At 72.5% G+C, this 15,847-nt stretch carries 15 protein-coding genes; 2 read left to right on the top strand and 13 right to left on the bottom strand.

Annotated features, from left to right (window positions below; translation table 11 throughout):
• Positions 1-25: 25 nt before the first annotated feature.
• The 8 genes from ACYVAG_RS07450 to ACYVAG_RS07415 all read right to left on the bottom strand — a co-directional run bounded on the left by ACYVAG_RS07450 (position 26) and on the right by ACYVAG_RS07415 (position 7,527).
• Complete coding sequence (locus ACYVAG_RS07450) at positions 26-1,012, bottom strand: uroporphyrinogen decarboxylase/cobalamine-independent methonine synthase family protein (RefSeq protein ID WP_460768429.1); 987 nt, start codon at positions 1,010-1,012, stop codon at positions 26-28.
• Positions 1,009-2,100 carry a tRNA 2-thiouridine(34) synthase MnmA gene (mnmA, locus tag ACYVAG_RS07445; RefSeq protein WP_460768427.1) on the bottom strand — a complete coding sequence of 364 codons (1,092 nt, stop codon included), beginning with the start codon at positions 2,098-2,100 and terminating at the stop codon, positions 1,009-1,011. The genes ACYVAG_RS07450 and mnmA overlap by 4 nt, the downstream gene beginning before the upstream one ends.
• Positions 2,101-2,164: 64 nt before the next feature.
• The gene (locus tag ACYVAG_RS07440) at positions 2,165-3,316 is read right to left on the bottom strand and encodes a cysteine desulfurase family protein (RefSeq protein ID WP_460768425.1); all 1,152 of its coding nucleotides are present in this window, start codon (positions 3,314-3,316) and stop codon (positions 2,165-2,167) included.
• Positions 3,313-4,044: a hypothetical protein gene (locus tag ACYVAG_RS07435; RefSeq protein ID WP_460768423.1), complete on the bottom strand. Its 732-nt coding sequence runs from the start codon at positions 4,042-4,044 to the stop codon at positions 3,313-3,315. The genes ACYVAG_RS07440 and ACYVAG_RS07435 overlap by 4 nt, the downstream gene beginning before the upstream one ends.
• Positions 4,045-4,089: 45 nt before the next feature.
• Complete coding sequence (locus ACYVAG_RS07430) at positions 4,090-4,704, bottom strand: MSMEG_1061 family FMN-dependent PPOX-type flavoprotein (RefSeq protein WP_460768421.1); 615 nt, start codon at positions 4,702-4,704, stop codon at positions 4,090-4,092.
• Between the two features lie 155 nt (positions 4,705-4,859).
• Positions 4,860-5,795: an electron transfer flavoprotein subunit alpha/FixB family protein gene (locus tag ACYVAG_RS07425; RefSeq protein WP_460768419.1), complete on the bottom strand. Its 936-nt coding sequence runs from the start codon at positions 5,793-5,795 to the stop codon at positions 4,860-4,862.
• Positions 5,796-5,825: 30 nt separating this feature from the next.
• A complete protein-coding gene (locus ACYVAG_RS07420; RefSeq protein ID WP_460768417.1) occupies positions 5,826-6,608 on the bottom strand; it encodes an electron transfer flavoprotein subunit beta/FixA family protein in 783 nt (260 codons plus the stop codon).
• 121 nt (positions 6,609-6,729) lie between these two features.
• The gene (locus ACYVAG_RS07415; RefSeq protein ID WP_460768415.1) at positions 6,730-7,527 is read right to left on the bottom strand and encodes an enoyl-CoA hydratase/isomerase family protein; all 798 of its coding nucleotides are present in this window, start codon (positions 7,525-7,527) and stop codon (positions 6,730-6,732) included.
• A gap of 217 nt (positions 7,528-7,744) precedes the next feature.
• Between ACYVAG_RS07415 and glgX the strand changes: the two genes are divergently transcribed.
• On the top strand, positions 7,745-10,003 hold the full coding sequence (gene glgX / locus ACYVAG_RS07410) for a glycogen debranching protein GlgX (protein ID WP_460768413.1): 2,259 nt from the start codon (positions 7,745-7,747) through the stop codon (positions 10,001-10,003).
• 4 nt (positions 10,004-10,007) lie between these two features.
• Here glgX and ACYVAG_RS07405 read toward each other — a convergent pair whose 3' ends face one another.
• Complete coding sequence (locus ACYVAG_RS07405) at positions 10,008-11,384, bottom strand: SLC13 family permease (RefSeq protein WP_460768411.1); 1,377 nt, start codon at positions 11,382-11,384, stop codon at positions 10,008-10,010.
• A gap of 78 nt (positions 11,385-11,462) precedes the next feature.
• On the opposite strand from ACYVAG_RS07405, the gene ACYVAG_RS07400 reads away from it, so the two are divergent.
• Positions 11,463-12,047: a winged helix-turn-helix domain-containing protein gene (locus ACYVAG_RS07400; RefSeq protein WP_460768409.1), complete on the top strand. Its 585-nt coding sequence runs from the start codon at positions 11,463-11,465 to the stop codon at positions 12,045-12,047.
• Between the two features lie 49 nt (positions 12,048-12,096).
• On the opposite strand, the gene ACYVAG_RS07395 is transcribed toward ACYVAG_RS07400, so the two are convergent.
• From ACYVAG_RS07395 to ACYVAG_RS07380, 4 genes are read right to left on the bottom strand one after another with little or no spacing between them, the layout of a single operon-like run.
• Positions 12,097-13,233, bottom strand: a complete 1,137-nt coding sequence (locus tag ACYVAG_RS07395; RefSeq protein WP_460768407.1) for an XdhC family protein — start codon at positions 13,231-13,233, stop codon at positions 12,097-12,099.
• Positions 13,226-14,350 (bottom strand): vWA domain-containing protein, encoded by a 1,125-nt coding sequence (locus tag ACYVAG_RS07390; protein WP_460768406.1) that lies wholly within the window; start codon positions 14,348-14,350, stop codon positions 13,226-13,228. Before ACYVAG_RS07390 ends, ACYVAG_RS07395 begins: the two co-directional genes overlap by 8 nt.
• Positions 14,347-15,228, bottom strand: coding sequence for an AAA family ATPase (locus tag ACYVAG_RS07385; RefSeq protein WP_460768404.1), 882 nt, complete (start codon positions 15,226-15,228; stop codon positions 14,347-14,349). Before ACYVAG_RS07385 ends, ACYVAG_RS07390 begins: the two co-directional genes overlap by 4 nt.
• The gene (locus ACYVAG_RS07380) at positions 15,225-15,845 is read right to left on the bottom strand and encodes a nucleotidyltransferase family protein (protein ID WP_460768402.1); all 621 of its coding nucleotides are present in this window, start codon (positions 15,843-15,845) and stop codon (positions 15,225-15,227) included. Before ACYVAG_RS07380 ends, ACYVAG_RS07385 begins: the two co-directional genes overlap by 4 nt.
• Positions 15,846-15,847 lie beyond the last annotated feature (2 nt).

Raw genomic sequence — 15,847 nt, 5'->3', positions numbered from 1 at the left:
ACACGCGTCTCCACGCTCGGTCGTGCTACCGCTCCAGACCCTCCGTAACCAACCCCGCCGCCTCCCGTAGCGCGCGCAGCAGCGCCAACGCGCCCCGCGGGCTCCACCCCGCCAGCCCGCACGCCGGCGTCAGCCACAGGTGGTCGGCGGTCGCCGCCACCTCGAGGGGGCGTACGCCCGCCAGCGCGCGCTCGGCCAGCCGGTCGGGCCGCGGCACGGCGTCGGGCTGGTGGGTCGGCGCGCAGCCGAGCCAGACCTCGCGGCCGGCGTCGAGCGCTGCGGCCAGCCGGTCCCACGTCCGCGCGTCGATGTGGCGCTGGTCGAGGCTCACGGCCGCGAACCCCGCCCCGTACGCGAGGTCCACGTCCAGACCGGGCGCGCAGCAGTGCAGGGCCGCGCGTACGCCGGCCTCCGCGACGGCCTGGCCGAGCGCCTCGCTCGCCTCGGGCGCGTGGACGCGGCGATGCCGCGAGAACCCGCTCGCGGTCGCCACCTGGCCCGCCAGTACGCGCGGCAGCAGCGGCTCGTCGACCTGGAGGACCACCTCGACCTCGGGGAGGCGGCGGCCGAGTTCCGCCACCACGCCGGCCACGCCATGCGCCAGTGCACCGGCCAGGTCACGGCGCGCGCCGTGGTCGCTGACCACCTTGTCGCCGCGCGGCTTCTCGACCATCGCGGCCATCGTCCACGGGCCGGTGACAGCCAGTTTGAGGGGGCCGGCGTACCCCTGCGCGAGCTCCTCGAGCACGTCGAGGTCGCGCCGCCAGTCGGTCTGCGCGCGGCGCGCGTCGGCGCCGGCGTTTTCGGTCAGGCGCCAGCCGGCGGGCTGGAGGTCGAGGGCGACCCCATCCAGCAGCGCGCCGGTGCGGCCGACCATCTGGGAGCCGACGCCGCGGTCGGGCAGCTCCACGAGCCAGGGCAGGTCGAGTCCCTCGCCGAGCACCATGCGCTGCGTCGCCGCGAAGTCGGTGCCGGGCATCGATCCCAGTCCGGTGACGCGGACCCCGCTCACGCCCGGGCCTCGGCCGTCGTCGTGGCCGCGATCGTCGCCGAGCCGACGACACGGTCGCCGTCATAGAGGACGACTGCTTGGCCCGGCGCGATGCCGGTGGCGGGCTCGGCGAGCCGCACCTCCACACCGTCCGCGGTGGTCGTCACCGTCGCCGCCATCGGCGCGCCGTGCGCACGGACCTGCGCGTACGCGGCCCACTCCCCGTCTACGGGAGCCCCTGCCCACGTGGGGCGGATGCCGCGGATCTCCTGCACCTGCAGGGATTCCTTCGGACCGACCGTCACGGTGTTGGAGACCGGCTCGAGCCCCAGGACGAAGCGCGGGCGCCCGTCATTCGCGGGAGTCCCGAGGCGCAGGCCGCGGCGCTGGCCGATGGTGAAGCGATGGGTGCCGTCGTGCTCGCCGAGCGGCGTCCCGTCCTCGTCCACGATCGCACCGCTGCGCCGCCCCAGGCGCCGGTCGAGGAACCCGGCGGTGTCACCGTCGGGGATGAAGCAGATGTCGTGGCTGTCGGGCTTCGCGGCGACGGTCAGGCCGCGGCGCTCGGCCTCCGCCCGCACGTCGGTCTTCACCGTGTCACCCAGGGGGAAGGCGCTGTGGCGCAACTGCTCCTGGTCGAGCACGCCGAGCACATACGACTGGTCCTTGGCCGGGTCGACCGCGCGGCGCAGCTCGACGGTGCCGTCGGGAGCCGTGGTCAGCTGCGCATAGTGACCCGTCGCGACCAGGTCGAAGCCCAGCGCCATGCCGCGCTCGAGGACCGCGGCGAACTTGATCTTCTCGTTGCACCGCAGGCAGGGGTTCGGCGTCCGCCCCGCCGCATATTCCGCGACGAAGTCGTCGATCACGTCCTCGACGAAACGATCGCTCAGATCCCAGACATAGAAAGGAATGCCGAGTCGGTCGGCCGCGCGGCGTGCGTCGTGGGCGTCCTCCTTCGAGCAACACCCGCGCGCGCCGGAGCGGAACGACTGGGGGTTCTTCGACAGGGCGAGGTGGACGCCGGTGACGTCATGTCCGGCGTCGACCATGCGGGCAGCGGCGACGGCGGAGTCGACGCCGCCGGACATCGCAGCGAGTATGCGCATGGGTCACCTCCTTCAGAGCACCGCAGGTCGGCAGTCGCCCAGTCTAGGCGCTCGGACCAGCCCGTCAGTACGCCGTCCGTGCCCGCTCCACCGCCCGCGGGAGCGCCGCCACGAGCCGGTCGACGTCGGCGTCCGCCGTCGACCAGCCCAGCGAGAACCGCACCGACTGGCGGGCCTGCTCCTCGGTGCGCCCCATCGCCAGCAGCACCTCGCTGGGCTGGTGGACACCCGCGGTGCACGCCGATCCCGTCGAGCAGTCGATGCCTTGGCCGTCGAGCAGCATCAGCACGTCGTCCGCCCGCGTCCCCGCGAACGACGCGTTGACGATCGCAGGGCTGCAATCCCTACCCCCGTTGACGATCGTGTCGTCGATCGCCTCCACAGCTGACACGATCCGCGCGCGCAGCCCGCCCATCCGGGCAGATTCCTTCTCCAGCGAGCCCACCGTCCGTCGCACGGCCGCCGCGAACCCCGCCGCCAGCGCCGGCGCGGACGTTCCCGAGCGCAGGTCGCGCTCCTGTCCACCGCCGAATCCGTACGCCCGCAGGGGAATCCCGCGGGGCGCGACCAGTGCGCCGATGCCGATCGGGCCCCCGACCTTGTGGGCCGACACCGACATCAGGTCGAGCCCGGAGTCGCGGAACGACAGCGGCACGTGGCCGAGCGCCTGCACCGCGTCCGCATGGCACCACGCCCCGGATTCCCTGGCCAGGCGGGCGATCTCGGCGATCGGCTGCCGCGTACCGGTCTCGTTGTTCACCGCCATCACCGAGACGATCATGGTGCCGACTTCGAGGGCGTCGCGCAGGTCGTCGAGGTCGACGACACCATCGCCGTCGACGCGGACAACCCGCGCATCGGCCCCGCGCATTCCCAACGCCGCCACGGTTTCCGCGACCGCTGGGTGTTCGACCGCAGAGCAGACCAGCCGGTCACGCAGCGCCACGCGCCCCTGCGGGCGGGCCAACCAGGCCCCTTGGATCGCGAGGTTGTCGGCCTCCGTCCCGCCCGAGGTGAACACCACCTCAGCCGGGTCGCAGTCCAGGTCGGCCGCCAGCGACTCGCGCGCGTCCTCCAGCACCGCCCGCGCCCGCCGACCCGACGTGTGCAGCGACGACGCGTTGCCCCCGCGTCCGAGAACCGCGGTCATCGCCTCGATCGCCTCCGGCACCATGGGCGCACTGGCAGCGTGGTCGAGGTACGCGCGGTCGGTCACCCGTTCACGGTAGCCGACCGCCGCCGGGCGAGGATCGTCTGCACCGTCCCCACGACGAGGGCGATCAGGGCGACCCAGCACAGCGCGACGAGGTTCGCCTCGACGTGGTCGGGTTGGGGAGTATGGCCTTGGTCGTAGCCCCGCCCCTCGGTGTACACCACCTGGCTGAGCAACAATTCCGGGGCGAAGGTGTTCCACCACCTCAACTCCATCGTCGCATCGAGGTGGAGGCGGACCACGGCGCTGGCGACCCAGCCGATCCCGATCGCAGGCGCGATCCACGTCCGGCGGGTCAGGACGCCGAGGCACGCGCCCAGCGCCGTGATGCCACCGGTGAGGACGATGGCCCTCAGTGTGACCTGGATGGTGTCGCCCAACTGGATCCATCCGGCCAGCGCCGAGTGCGCCACCATGAGCACGGCGAACGCCGTGACGGCCAGCGCCAGGTGCAGCACCACCAGACTGGCCAACCCACGGCCACGAGCCGCCCCGTTGCCCGCAACCGACCACCCCACCACCGACGAGAGCACGACCAGTATGCCCAACAGGTCCAGGCCGGTCTCCAGCGGATAGCCGACTCCGCTCACCACAAGCATGGCCACAGCCAGCCCGTTCACCAGCACCCCAGACGCCACGGTGACCACCAGACCCACCACCGGAAGGCGGCGGGTCGCTCTCGCGCCCCGCCCGTCGGCCCGTGTCGTCGTCTCACGCGTCACCGTCGTCATGTCCGCTCCGAGCCGCCCGGCGTCGCCGATGTTCCCGCCGCCGGATCAATACAGCGTCTGCGCCTGGCGCTCCGCCAGCCCGGCGTCGTACGCCGACCTCTCGTCCGCGGTGAAGCCACCCTGCTCCTCAGCGAGCATCCCGGGCGTCGGCAGGCTCCCCCGATCCACCCGCGAGTCCGGGTCCCACAGCTTCGACCGGAGGATCGCCCGCGAGCACTGGAAGAACACCTTCTCGACGTCGATGACCAACACCGATGCCGGCGCCTTTCCCTTCACCGCATGGGATTCCAGCAGGTCGTCTTCGACCCGGATCTGCGCGGTCCCGCGTACGCGGACGCACTCCCCCACGTCTGGGACCAGGAAGATCAACCCGATCCGCGGGTCGGCGATGAGGTCGCGCAGCCCGTCGAGGCGGTTGTTGCCGCGCCGATCGGCGAGCTCGAGCGTCCGGGGATCGCGTACGCGGACGAACCCCGGGCCGTCGCCGCGCGGCGAGCAGTTGATGCCGCGGTCGCCGACGGTCGACACGACGCAGAACGGCGACGCGGCGATCAGATCCGCGTACAGCGGGGTGACATGGTCGGTCTCCTTGGCCAGTGACACCGGCGACGGCTCGTTCGGATAGTGCTCGCGCAGCTGGTCGAGGGTGGTGATCCGCATGGCCCCCAACCTAGGCCAGCCAGGGGGCGCCGAACGCGAAAAGTGCACACCTGCGCCGAACACGCGGGCCCTCGAGAGGAACGCCCAGCGTGTCGCGCACAGGTGTGCACTTTTCACACAACTGAGGACACTTCACACAAACTGCAACAGCCCCCTCAGCCCTTCAGCTTCTCCGTCACCGCCGGCAGCACCGTGTGCAGGTCGCCCACGACACCGAGGTCGACCAGCTCGAAGATCGGCGCCTCGTCGTCTTTGTTGACCGCGACGATGGCCTTCGAGGTCTGCATGCCGGCGCGGTGCTGGATCGCGCCCGAAATGCCGGCCGCGATGTAGAGCTGCGGCGAGACCGTCTTGCCGGTCTGGCCCACCTGATAGCTGTGCGGATACCAGCCCGAGTCGACCGCGGCGCGCGAGGCACCGACGGCGGCCCCCAGCGCGTCGGCCAGGGCCTCGACCGGCGCGAAGTCGCCGCCCGTGCCGCGGCCGCCCGACACCACGATCGCGGCTTCGGTCAGCTCGGGGCGACCCGAGGCCTGCTTCTCCTTCGACTCCGCGATGCGCGCGCCCTTGGCGGCGTCGCTGATCTCGACCTCCACCGGCTGCACCTGGCCGCCGGCGGGGGCCTTCTCCGGGGCGCACGAGTTCGGCTTCACCGTGACCACGGGGATGCCGCGGGTCACCTGGGCGCCCACGGTCCAGTTGCCGGCGAACACCGACTGGACGGTCCCGCCCTCGGCCGTGATGTCCACGGCGTCGGTGATCAGGCCCGAGTCGAGCTTGACGGCCACGCGCGCGGCCACCTCCTTCGACTCGAGGTTCGAGCTGAACAGCACCGCCCCGGCCTCGAGGGCCTGCGCGACCTGGGCGACCGCCTCGGCCTTCGGCGCGACGAGGAACTCCTCGAAGGCCGGGTCCTGCAGCTCGATCACCATGGCGGCGCCATATTCGCCGAGTTCGACTCCCGCCTCGCCGGCCGGCCCGAAGACCACAGCCATCGGGTCGCCGATGCGGCGGGCCAGCGTCATGACCTCGAGGGTCGGCTTGGTCACCTGGCCGTCAACGACCTCGGCGACGACAACAACGTTCGACATGTCCGTTTCTCCTTGTCTGCCTGAGATCGCTCAGATGTACTTGCCGGCTGTGAGGAAGTCGACGAGCGCCGAGGAGCCCGAGCCGTCCTCGTCGGTGACGACCTTGCCGGCCTCCTTGGGCGGGCGCGGCGTGGTGTCGACCACCTTCGTGGCGGCGGCCCCGAGGCCCACCTCGCCCGCGTCGACGCCCAGATCGGCCAGCGTCCAGGTCTCGACCGGCTTCTTCTTGGCCGCGACGATGCCCTTCATGGTCGGATAGCGCGCCTCGCCCGACTGGTCGGTGACCGACACGATGGCCGGCAGCGACGCCTCGATCGTCTGCGACGCGACGTCGCCGTCGCGGCGGATCGACACCGAACCGTCCGTCACCTTGAGGTCCACGCCGAACGTGACGCCCGGCCAGCCCAGCCGCTCGGCCAGCATGGCCGGGACGACGCCCATGGCGCCGTCGGTCGAGGCCATGCCGCAGACGACCAGGTCGGGCCCGATCTTCGAGATCGCCGCGGCCAGCACCTTCGAGGTGGCGAGCGAGTCGGACCCGGCGATCGCGTCGTCGTTGAGGTGGACCGCCGACGAGGCGCCCATCTGCAGCGCCTTCTTCAGCGCGCCCGCCGCGTCGTCGGGGCCCATGGTCAGGGCCACCACCTCGACGTCGCTGCCGGCCTCGGCGACCTGCATGGCCTGCTCCACCGCATATTCGTCGAGCTCCGACAAGATGCCGTCGGCGGCCTCGCGGTCGACGGTGCCGTCGTCGCTGAAGCCGCGGTCACCCGTGGCATCGGGGACGTGCTTGACCAGGGCTACGATCTTCATCTCTCTCCACTCTGAAAGGGCGCACGGCGTACGCCGGTCTGCTGCGTGGCCCGCCTGCGCGGGATCACGCCAATATTACTCACGGGTAACTGACCGCGTCCATCGCGGTCAGCCTACGCGCTCAGCGGCCCGTGAACGTCGGCTTCTCCTTCGCCGCGAACGCGCGCATGCCGCGGTCCTTGTCCTCGGAGTCGAACAGCGCCGCGAAGTGGACCCGCTCCAGCGCCAGTCCCGAGGCCAGGTCGCCGTCCAGGCCGGTGTCGACGAGCTCCTTGCACGCGGCGATCGCCCGCGCCGGGCCGCCCACGAACTGCTTCGCCCAGGCCAGCGCCGCGTCCTGCACCTGGTCGGCCGGGACGACCTGGTCGACCATGCCGATGCGGTACGCCTCGTCGGCCTCGACCAGGCGACCGGTGAACAGGATTTCCTTGGCCCGCGACGGGCCCACCAGCCGCGTCAGGCGCTGCGAGCCGCCCAAGCCAGGCACCACGCCGAGCGTGACCTCGGGCTGGCCGACCTTGGCGTCGTCGGCGCAGATGCGCCAGTCCGCGCACATCGCGAGCTCGAAGCCGCCGCCCAGCGCATACCCGTTGATCGCCGCGACCACCGGCTTCGGCAACCGCGCGAGGTCGTCGAACGCCGCGTGGATCTCGCGCCCGAGCTTCATCATGTCGCCGGAGCCGTAGTCGATCATCTCCTTGATGTCCGCCCCGGCGGCGAAGACCTTCTGGCCTCCTGTGACGACCACGGCCGCCACGTCCTCGGCCTGTGCGGCCCAGCGGGCCGCGTGACCGATCGCCAGCTGGATCTCGGTGTTCAGGGGGTTCATCTTGGGCCGGTCGACGCGCAGGACGGCCACGCCGTCGGCGACGTCGAGGCGCACGTGGTCGGAGCCCGTGTCGAAGGTGTTGTCAGCCATGGCGCGACTCTAGCGAGCGCCCCGTCCGCGACCCCGCGTACCCTCCGGATCGGACGATCGACCCACCCGCGTGTCCACGACGCGCCGCCGGAATCGTTGAATGACGCGCGAGTAGGGCAGAATGTGGCGTTGCCCCGACGCCAACGACGGTCCCACCCGAGGGGGCACAACCACGACACCGTGCCGGCACGCCGCCGGCCATGCGAGGAGACCATCCATGTCGCAGACCCTGCCCGCCCCGATCGACTCGACCATCCTGGGTGCGCAGCTCGGCGAGGGAGGCTGCCACTTCGCCCTCTGGGCGCCGCGCGCCACCCGCGTCGAGCTGACCCTGGTCGACGAGGACCGCACCCAGCGCAACGTCGACCTGCACAAGTCGGAGGAAGACGGCGTCTGGAGCGCGTTCGTCGAGGGCGTCGAGGCCGAGCAGCGCTATGGCTTCCGGGTGCACGGCAACTGGGACCCGTCCAACGGCGCCCGCTTCAACCCGGCCCGCCTCCTGCTCGACCCGTACGCACGCGCGATCACCGCCGGCGTCGACTACAATGGCCCAATCCTCGACCACCCGGCCGACGACGACTACGAGCTCGACCCGACCGACTCGTACGCCGCGGTCCCCCTGTCGGTCGTCGTCGCCGACTCCCCCGCGCCCACGTCCATCGAGCGCCGCATCCCGCTGTCGGAGTCGGTCATCTACGAGACCCACGTCAAGGGCTACACCCAGCTTCACCCGGCGGTCCCCGAGCACCTGCGCGGCACGTACGCGGGCCTCGCGTACCCCGCGGTGATCGAGCACCTCAAGAACATCGGCGTCACGGCCATCGAGTTGCTCCCGTGCCACCAGTTCGTGTCCGAGCCGTTCATCGTGGGCCGCGGCCTGTCGAACTTCTGGGGCTACAACACGCTGGGCTTCTTCGCGCCCCACGCCGCGTACTGCTCGGTGGGCACGCTCGGCCAGCAGGTCACCGAGTTCAAGAACATGGTCTCCGCGCTCCACGAGGCCGGCATCGAGGTCATCCTCGACGTCGTCTACAACCACACCGGCGAGGGCGGACACGAGGGCCCGACGCTGTCGTTCCGCGGCATCGACCACGGCGGCTACTACCGCCTGACCGACGACCTCCGCAACGACTACGACGTGACGGGCTGCGGCAACTCGGTCGACACGTCCGAGCCCGGCGTGCTCAACATGATCCTCGACTCGATGCGCTACTGGGTCACCGAGATGGGCGTCGACGGGTTCCGCTTCGACCTGGCCTCGGAGCTGATCCGCGACGAGAACCACCACGTCGACCAGATGCACGAGTTCAAGAAGCGCATCGCGGCCGACCCAGCCTTCGCCGGCATCAAGATGATCGCCGAGCCGTGGGACATGGGCCCGTTCGGCTATCAGGTCGGCGCCTGGGGCCACGGCTGGAGCGAGTGGAACGACCGCTTCCGCAACTTCGTGCGCGACTTCTGGCGCGGCCAGGTCGGCGGCGTGCAGGAGCTCGCGTCCCGCCTGTCCGGGTCGGCCGACATCTTCGACCACGACGGCCGCCCGCTGACGAGTTCGATCAACTTCATCACGGCCCACGACGGCTTCACGCTGCGCGACCTCGTGACCTATGACGGCAAGCACAACGAGGCCAACGGCGAGGGCAACCGCGACGGCGCCGACGACAACCGCTCGTGGAACTGCGGCCACGAGGGCGACACCGACGACCCCGGCATCAACGCGCTGCGCCACCGCCAGGTCAAGAACATGATGGCCACGCTCACGCTCGCGACCGGCGTCCCCATGATCACCGCGGGCGACGAGATGGGGCGTACGCAGGGCGGCAACAACAACGCCTACTGCCAGGACTCGCCGATCTCGTGGGTCCACTGGGACACCCAGGAGTCGTGGGGCGACCTGGTCGGCATGACGACCGAGATCCTGCGCCTGCGCCGGGAGTTCCCGGTGCTGCGCTCGGAGAAGTTCCGCTACCACCACGAGGTCACCGACGCCGCCGGAAACGGCCTGGGCCGCGTCGACCTCAGCTGGTTCGACCACACCGGCGGCCAGATGGGCGAGGACGACTGGCATGACGGCAACCGGCGTACGCTCGGCATGTATTCCTCCGACGCCACCAGCGCGTTCCTGGCCTGGTTCCACGGCGGCGCCGAGGGCGTCGACGCCGAGCTGCCGGGTGACCCCTGGGCGAAGTCGTGGCGCGTCGTCGTCCACTCGGGCTTCGACGGCGAGTTCCCCGGCGCCGACCAGGTGCTCGAGCCCGGCTCGACGCTGCACATCCCCGGCCGCTCGGTCGTTCTCCTGCAGGCCGAGGTCGAGCAGGGCGTGACCGAGGTGCCCGAGGGCCAGGAGTCGCAGGCCACGTCGGCCGTGCTCGACCTCACCGACGCCGAGCGCGCGCAGGGCGGCGTCCGCCCCGCCGACGAGGACGAGCAGGTCGAGGTGGCCAAGGACATGGACGCGCAGCAGCCGCGCGGCTGACCCCTCAGAGCCAGCCCGGCAACACCAGGGCGGCCCACGCCACGATCGGCGCGACGATCATGATCGACATGCCCCACTGCATGAGGCGCTTGAACGTCATGTCGCGCTCGCTCGCCTCGGCGTTGGCCACGACCAGCGCGCCGTTGGTCGAGAACGGGCTGCAGTCGACGATCGACGACGAGATCGCCAGCGCGCAGATGACGCCGACGGCGCCGATCTGGCCGGTCGCCAGGAACGGCACGGCGAGCGGGATCAGCGCGCCCAGGATTCCGGTGGTCGACGCGAACGCCGACACGACGGCGCCGATGAGGCAGATCAGGAGCGCCACGACCAGCGGGGTGCTCAGGTGGGCGACCTCGTCGCCCATCCACTTCACGACGCCCTGCGACTCGAGCACGCCGACATAGGTGACGATGCCGCCGATGAGCAGCACGGTGCCCCAGCTGATCTTGTCGACCGCGCCCTTGGCGGTCGCCGGGAAGATCAGGGTGAGCGCCACCGCGATGGCCAACGCCGTGATGCCGACGTCGAGCTTGAAGATCAGCGCGCCGGCGGCCAGGCCGACCAGGCCCACGAGGGTGAGGATGCGCTGCAGGTTCAGGCCGGTGTCCTCGGCCTCGGCCTTCGTGGAGCCCTGGTTGGCCCAGTGCCCGGGAGACCGCGTACGCTCCACGCCCTCCACCGCTGCCTCGGTCGTGCCCGTGACGGGCGCGCGGTTGTACGCGAGGGCCGGGTCGACCGCGGTGTCGAGTTCGTCGTCGGCGACCCGCTCGCGCTTCGCCAGCTCACGACCGCCGAAGGCCAGGAAGACGATGAAGGCGCACAGCAGGCTGGCCAGGAACGTGGTGACGAAGAGCATCGTGGGGTTCGACTCCAGCTTCGACCGGGCCACGACGCCGTTGGTGATCGAGCCGAAGATGCCGACGGGCGAGAAGCTGCCGGCGGTCGCGCCCTGCACGACCATCATGCCCATGAGCACCGGGTGGATCTTGTAGCGGACCGCGAATCCCAGCGCGATCGGCGCCACGATGGCGACCGCAGCCGGGCTGACGGCACCGAACGCCGTGATCAGCGCGCACACCACGAACATCGCCCACGGGATCAGCACCACGCGTCCACGCACGGCGCGGACGGCCGCGTGGACGATCCAGTCGACGGTGCCGTTGTTCTTGGCGAGCGCGAACAGATAGGTGACACCGACGAGGATGACGAACAGGCTCGCCGGGAACTGACCCAGCACCTTGGCCATCGGCATCTTGAACACCGTGGTGCCGATCACGGCCGCGGCGACGAGGGCCAGGGCGCCCATGTTGACCGATCGCACCGTGGCGATGAGGAAGACCGCCACGAGGACGAGCAGGGAGATCACTTGGGGGGCCATGGGCGCCATTGCTCCTAAACCGGGATTGGATTGGCCCAGCCTCTAGGCCAATGGCGTTCGTGTCAATACTCTGGACCCATGTCGTCCGCCGAGGCCTCGCCCGCCGCCTTCCAGCGGCCGCGCCTGTATGAGCAGTTGGCCGACCACATCACCTCGTTCATCGAGGCCCAGGGTCTGGGTCCGGGCGACCGCCTGCCGCCGGAGCGCGCCCTCGCGGCGGAGCTCGGCGTGAGCCGCACGACGTTGAGCCGCGCCCTGGTCGCCCTGGAGGTACGCGGCCGCGTGGAGGTCCAGCACGGCAACGGCGCGGTCATCCTCGACCCCGCCGCGCGGCAGGCCGGCCCGCTGCCGTGGGTCGGCTCCCCCGCGGATGAACTGCTCGCGCTGGCGGCCACGCTCCTGACCACGGTCGTCGCGGCGGCGGCCGAGGCATCGCCGTCGGCCCGCGAGGCGCTACTCGCCCCCGACGGTCGCCCCGAGTCGTGGGGGTCGGTCTGGCCGCGGTTGCGCCGGCTCGCGGGCGACTCGGCCCTGACGGCGACGCTCGACGCACTCGGGCGCCTCCCCGAGCCCGACCCTGCAGCCCTCGCGGACCTGTGTGGGCGCGTACGCCGGGGCCGCGCGGACGAGGCGGCCACGGCGGCGCGGACGCTCTGGGGCTGAGCGACGCAGGAGTCGAAGCCGCTGGCTGAGCGACGCAGGAGTCGAAGCCCTAGTCCCGGTGGATCGCCATCTCCCCCGCCGACAGCCGCCGCCCCGTCCCGCCGCCCCTCGCTGCGATCACCTCAGCCATGATCGAGACCGCCGTCTCCTCGGGCGTATGGGCATTGATGTCCAGCCCCACCGGCGCCGACAGCCGCGCCAACTCCTCGTCGGTCAGCCCGACCTGGCGCAGCTCCTTCTCCCGTTCGCGCGTGGTGCGCCGCGATCCGAGCGCCCCGACGAACCCCGCCGCCGACCGCAGCGCCACCTCCAGCGCCGGCACGTCGAACTTGGGGTCGTGGGTCAACACCAGGATCACCGTCGACGCCGTCACGCGTCCCGCCTCGACCTCGCCGGCCAACCATCGATGGGGCCAGTCGACGACGAGCTCGTGGGCCTCGGGGAACCGCTCGCGCGTCGCGAAGACCGGCCGCGCATCGCACACGGTCACGTGGTGGCCCAGAAGTACGCCGAGCCGTGAGACCGCCCGCGCGAAGTCGATCGCGCCGAAGACGATCAGCCGCGCCGGTGGCGCCCAGCCGACGACGAGCGCCTCGTCGGGCGCCGCGCCGGGCAACCCAGGCAATTCCACCAGCGTCGTCCGCCCCTCGTGCAGCACCTCGCGTGCGGCCTCGACCGCCACCCGATCGGCCCCATCCATCCCCAGCGACCCGCGTACGCCGTCCTCGGTCACCGCGAGCCAGCGCCCGAGCCCCGCGTCCGTCCCCTCGCGCCGCTCCGGATCGGTACGCACCCGCTCCACCAGCGCCACCGGCCGCTCGTCAGCCAGCGCGTCCATCACCGCCCGGAGCGGTCCCACCGCCGCCTCGTCGCCCGGGTCGACCCGCGCGATCGTCACGTCGATCTCGCCGCCGCACGTCAGCCCGAGCCGCAGCGCGTCCTCGCCCGTCACCCCGTAATGGGCCGCGACCGGCTCACCCGAGGCGATCACCTCGAGCGCCGCGTCATAGACCGCGCCCTCGATGCAGCCGCCCGAGAGGCTGCCGATCGCCCGACCGTCCGCCGTCACGGCCATGAACGTGCCGGCCGGCCGCGGCGAGGACCGCCAGGTCTTCGCGATGACGGCCAGCGCGAACGGCTCCGCGCCGTCCACCAACAACCTCAACTCCGCCGCGATGTCACGCATGCGCCCACTCCCGTTCCACGGTCCCCCGCGGCCCGTCCTCGCGCCGCGACCGCGCGATGACCCGGCCCGCGTCCTCGAGTGCTGCCACCGAGTCGCCCGCCACCAGCGCGTCCACGAACGGCAGCGCGGCCGCCAGTCCGCGCGTCGCCGGGCGCCAGCCCTCGGCGCCGGCGCGCGGGTGGATCCAGACGATGCGGTGCGCAAGCCTGCGTACGCGCGCCACGGCCTCGGCCAGCGCCGCGGGCTCGCCGCGCTCCAGGCCGTCCGACACCACGACCACGACGGCCCCGCGCAGCGGGCCGCGCCTCCCCCAGTCGTCCGCGAGTGCCCTGAGGCCGTCGGCCAGGCGCGTGCCGCCCGTCCAGTCCGGCATCGCCCGCGACGCCTCCGCGATCGCCGCGTCCACCGATGGCCGCGCCAGCGCGCCGGTCACGCGCGTGAGCCGCGTCGCCAGCGTGAACACCTCGGCCCCGTGGGCGCGGTGGAGGGCGTGGGCGAACCGCAGGTACGCGTCCGCCCACGGCTTCATCGACCCCGACACGTCGACCAGCACCACCACCCGACGCGGGCGGCCGCCGGGTCGCCGGCGGCGAAGGCCGACCGGCTCCCCGCCGTGGCGCAGGAGCGTCCGGGTCGTGGCCCGTGCGTCGAGCCGGTGGCCACCCCGCCCGCGCCGCCGCGTACGCCGCCGCGGTCGCTTCAGCCGCAGCGCCGCCAGCAGGCGCCGGGCCTCGTCGCGCTCGGCGTCGGCCAGCCCGACCAGGGGCCTGTTCCGCAGCGCCTCGGCGGCGTTGGCCACCTCCCGGGGGGCGCCCGGCTCGGCCGGACCCTGTCCCGTTCCGGGATCGTCGTGGACGACCTCGACCTCGGTCGGCACCGGCTCGACCGTCCCCGAGCGCCGCCCGAAATAAGCCGCGAACACCGCGTCGTGGATCGTCACGTCGGCCGGCGACGCGCAGCACGTCGCCCGCGTCGCCGCCGCGACCGCGCACCGGTCGAGAAGGTCGACCAGCGCCACCGCCCGCACCATCGTGGCCGCACGGTCGGGCGACACCGCCACCCCGGCCTCGCGCAGCCGCGCCGCGAAGGTGAGCAGCACCTCGTCCAGCCCGCTCATGGCAGTTCCGCCCGCGCCGGCGCGAGGTCGTCGGCGTGCTTGACGACCGCCGACAGCGTGGCGTCGACCGTCGCCCGGTCGAGCCCGTCGACGCCGAGCAGCGCCAGTGAGCGCACCCAGTCGATCGTCTCGGCGACTCCGGGCGGCTTCACCAGGGCCACCGCGCGCAGGCGCGCGACCGCGTCGAGCACCTGCGCGACCATGCCGTCGGCCGCCTCGGGCACGTGGTGGCGCACGATCGCGCGCTCCCGCTCGCGATCGGGCAGGTCGAGGAACTGGTAGAGGCAGCGCCGCTTCAGCGCGTCGTGCACGTCGCGGGTGCGGTTGGAGGTGATGACCACGAACGGCGGCGCCGCCGCCTCGACCCGGCCGAGCTCCGGGATCGTGATCGCCCAGTCGGCCAGCACCTCCAGCAGCAGGGCCTCGAACTCGTCGTCGGCCCGGTCGACCTCGTCGATCAGCAGCACCGCGCGTCGCTCGGGCGTCGACGCACGCAGTGCCGCGAGCACCGGCCGTTCCAGCAGGTACGCCTCCCCCCAGACGTCCTGCTCGACGCGGGCTCCGCCGTCAGCCCCGCCCCCGGCCGCCCGCACGTGCAGCAGCTGCCGCGGGAAGTCCCAGTCATAGAGCGCCTGATGGGCCTCGATGCCCTCATAGCACTGCAGCCGCAGCAGCGGCCCGCCCAGCACGCCGGCCATCGCGCGCGCCAGCGCGGTCTTGCCCACACCGGGCGAGCCCTCGCAGAACAGGGGCCGCTCCATCCGCAGCGCCAGCCATGCGGCGGTCGCCAGGGCGTCGTCGGCCAGATAGCCGCGCCCCCCGAGTGCCGCGCGCAGGGCGCGGGGGTCGGCGTACGCGCCGGTCCCTGCCTCGCTCATGTCCGCCCTCCCTCGTTCTCCCGCCATCGCGCCAAGGCCCCGGCGTCGTCGATGTCGGCACCGTCGGCGACGTCGGCACACTCGACCAGCGCCACCGTCCGCCCGGCCAGCCAGTCGCGGGCCCCGCGGTCGCCGGCCCCCAGTTCCGCGGCCAGGTCGGCCCAGTGGTCCCGCCCGACGAGCACCGGATGGCCGGGCCGACCACCGTACGCGGCCCGCGCGACGATGCGGCGGGCGTCCGGGGTCTGGGCCTCGCCCACGACCCGGCCGAGCGCATCCACAGCGACGCCCGGGAGGTCGACCAGCATGATCAGGACCGCGTCGGCGTCGCCCTCGGCCACCCGGGCCAGCCCGGTCGCCAGCGAGGCACCCATCCCGTCGGCCCAGCGCTCGGCGACCACCGCGTACGCCCCCGCGGCCTCGACCACGGGCCCGACCCGCTCGGCCTCCGCGCCGACGACGACCGTCACCGGGTCGCACCCGGCCGCGCGCAGCCGTGCCACGCCCGTCGCCACCCAGGGCTCGTCGTCGGCGTCCGCGACGAGCGCCTTCGGCGTGCCGAGGCGACGCCCGGCCCCCGCGGCGAGCAGGAGGCCCGCGACCCGCGTACGCATCATCG

The sequence above is a fragment of the Mariniluteicoccus flavus genome, from assembly GCF_054776655.1.
The sequence above is the reverse complement of the archived record's forward strand: the minus strand, read 5'-3'. Positions and strand labels throughout refer to the sequence as shown.

What these genes read in the sequence shown, in the direction of transcription:
- ACYVAG_RS07420 (WP_460768417.1), bottom strand. Translation starts at nt 6,608, where the DNA reads ATGAAGATCGTAGCCCTGGTCAAGCACGTCCCCGATGCCACGGGTGAC.
- ACYVAG_RS07385 (WP_460768404.1), bottom strand. Translation starts at nt 15,228, where the DNA reads ATGAGCGAGGCAGGGACCGGCGCGTACGCCGACCCCCGCGCCCTGCGC.
- glgX (WP_460768413.1), top strand. Translation starts at nt 7,745, where the DNA reads ATGTCGCAGACCCTGCCCGCCCCGATCGACTCGACCATCCTGGGTGCG.
- ACYVAG_RS07395 (WP_460768407.1), bottom strand. Translation starts at nt 13,233, where the DNA reads ATGCGTGACATCGCGGCGGAGTTGAGGTTGTTGGTGGACGGCGCGGAG.
- ACYVAG_RS07435 (WP_460768423.1), bottom strand. Translation starts at nt 4,044, where the DNA reads ATGACGACGGTGACGCGTGAGACGACGACACGGGCCGACGGGCGGGGC.
- ACYVAG_RS07400 (WP_460768409.1), top strand. Translation starts at nt 11,463, where the DNA reads ATGTCGTCCGCCGAGGCCTCGCCCGCCGCCTTCCAGCGGCCGCGCCTG.
- ACYVAG_RS07405 (WP_460768411.1), bottom strand. Translation starts at nt 11,384, where the DNA reads ATGGCCCCCCAAGTGATCTCCCTGCTCGTCCTCGTGGCGGTCTTCCTC.
- ACYVAG_RS07390 (WP_460768406.1), bottom strand. Translation starts at nt 14,350, where the DNA reads ATGAGCGGGCTGGACGAGGTGCTGCTCACCTTCGCGGCGCGGCTGCGC.
- ACYVAG_RS07425 (WP_460768419.1), bottom strand. Translation starts at nt 5,795, where the DNA reads ATGTCGAACGTTGTTGTCGTCGCCGAGGTCGTTGACGGCCAGGTGACC.
- mnmA (WP_460768427.1), bottom strand. Translation starts at nt 2,100, where the DNA reads ATGCGCATACTCGCTGCGATGTCCGGCGGCGTCGACTCCGCCGTCGCC.
- ACYVAG_RS07380 (WP_460768402.1), bottom strand. Translation starts at nt 15,845, where the DNA reads ATGATGCGTACGCGGGTCGCGGGCCTCCTGCTCGCCGCGGGGGCCGGG.
- ACYVAG_RS07415 (WP_460768415.1), bottom strand. Translation starts at nt 7,527, where the DNA reads ATGGCTGACAACACCTTCGACACGGGCTCCGACCACGTGCGCCTCGAC.
- ACYVAG_RS07430 (WP_460768421.1), bottom strand. Translation starts at nt 4,704, where the DNA reads ATGCGGATCACCACCCTCGACCAGCTGCGCGAGCACTATCCGAACGAG.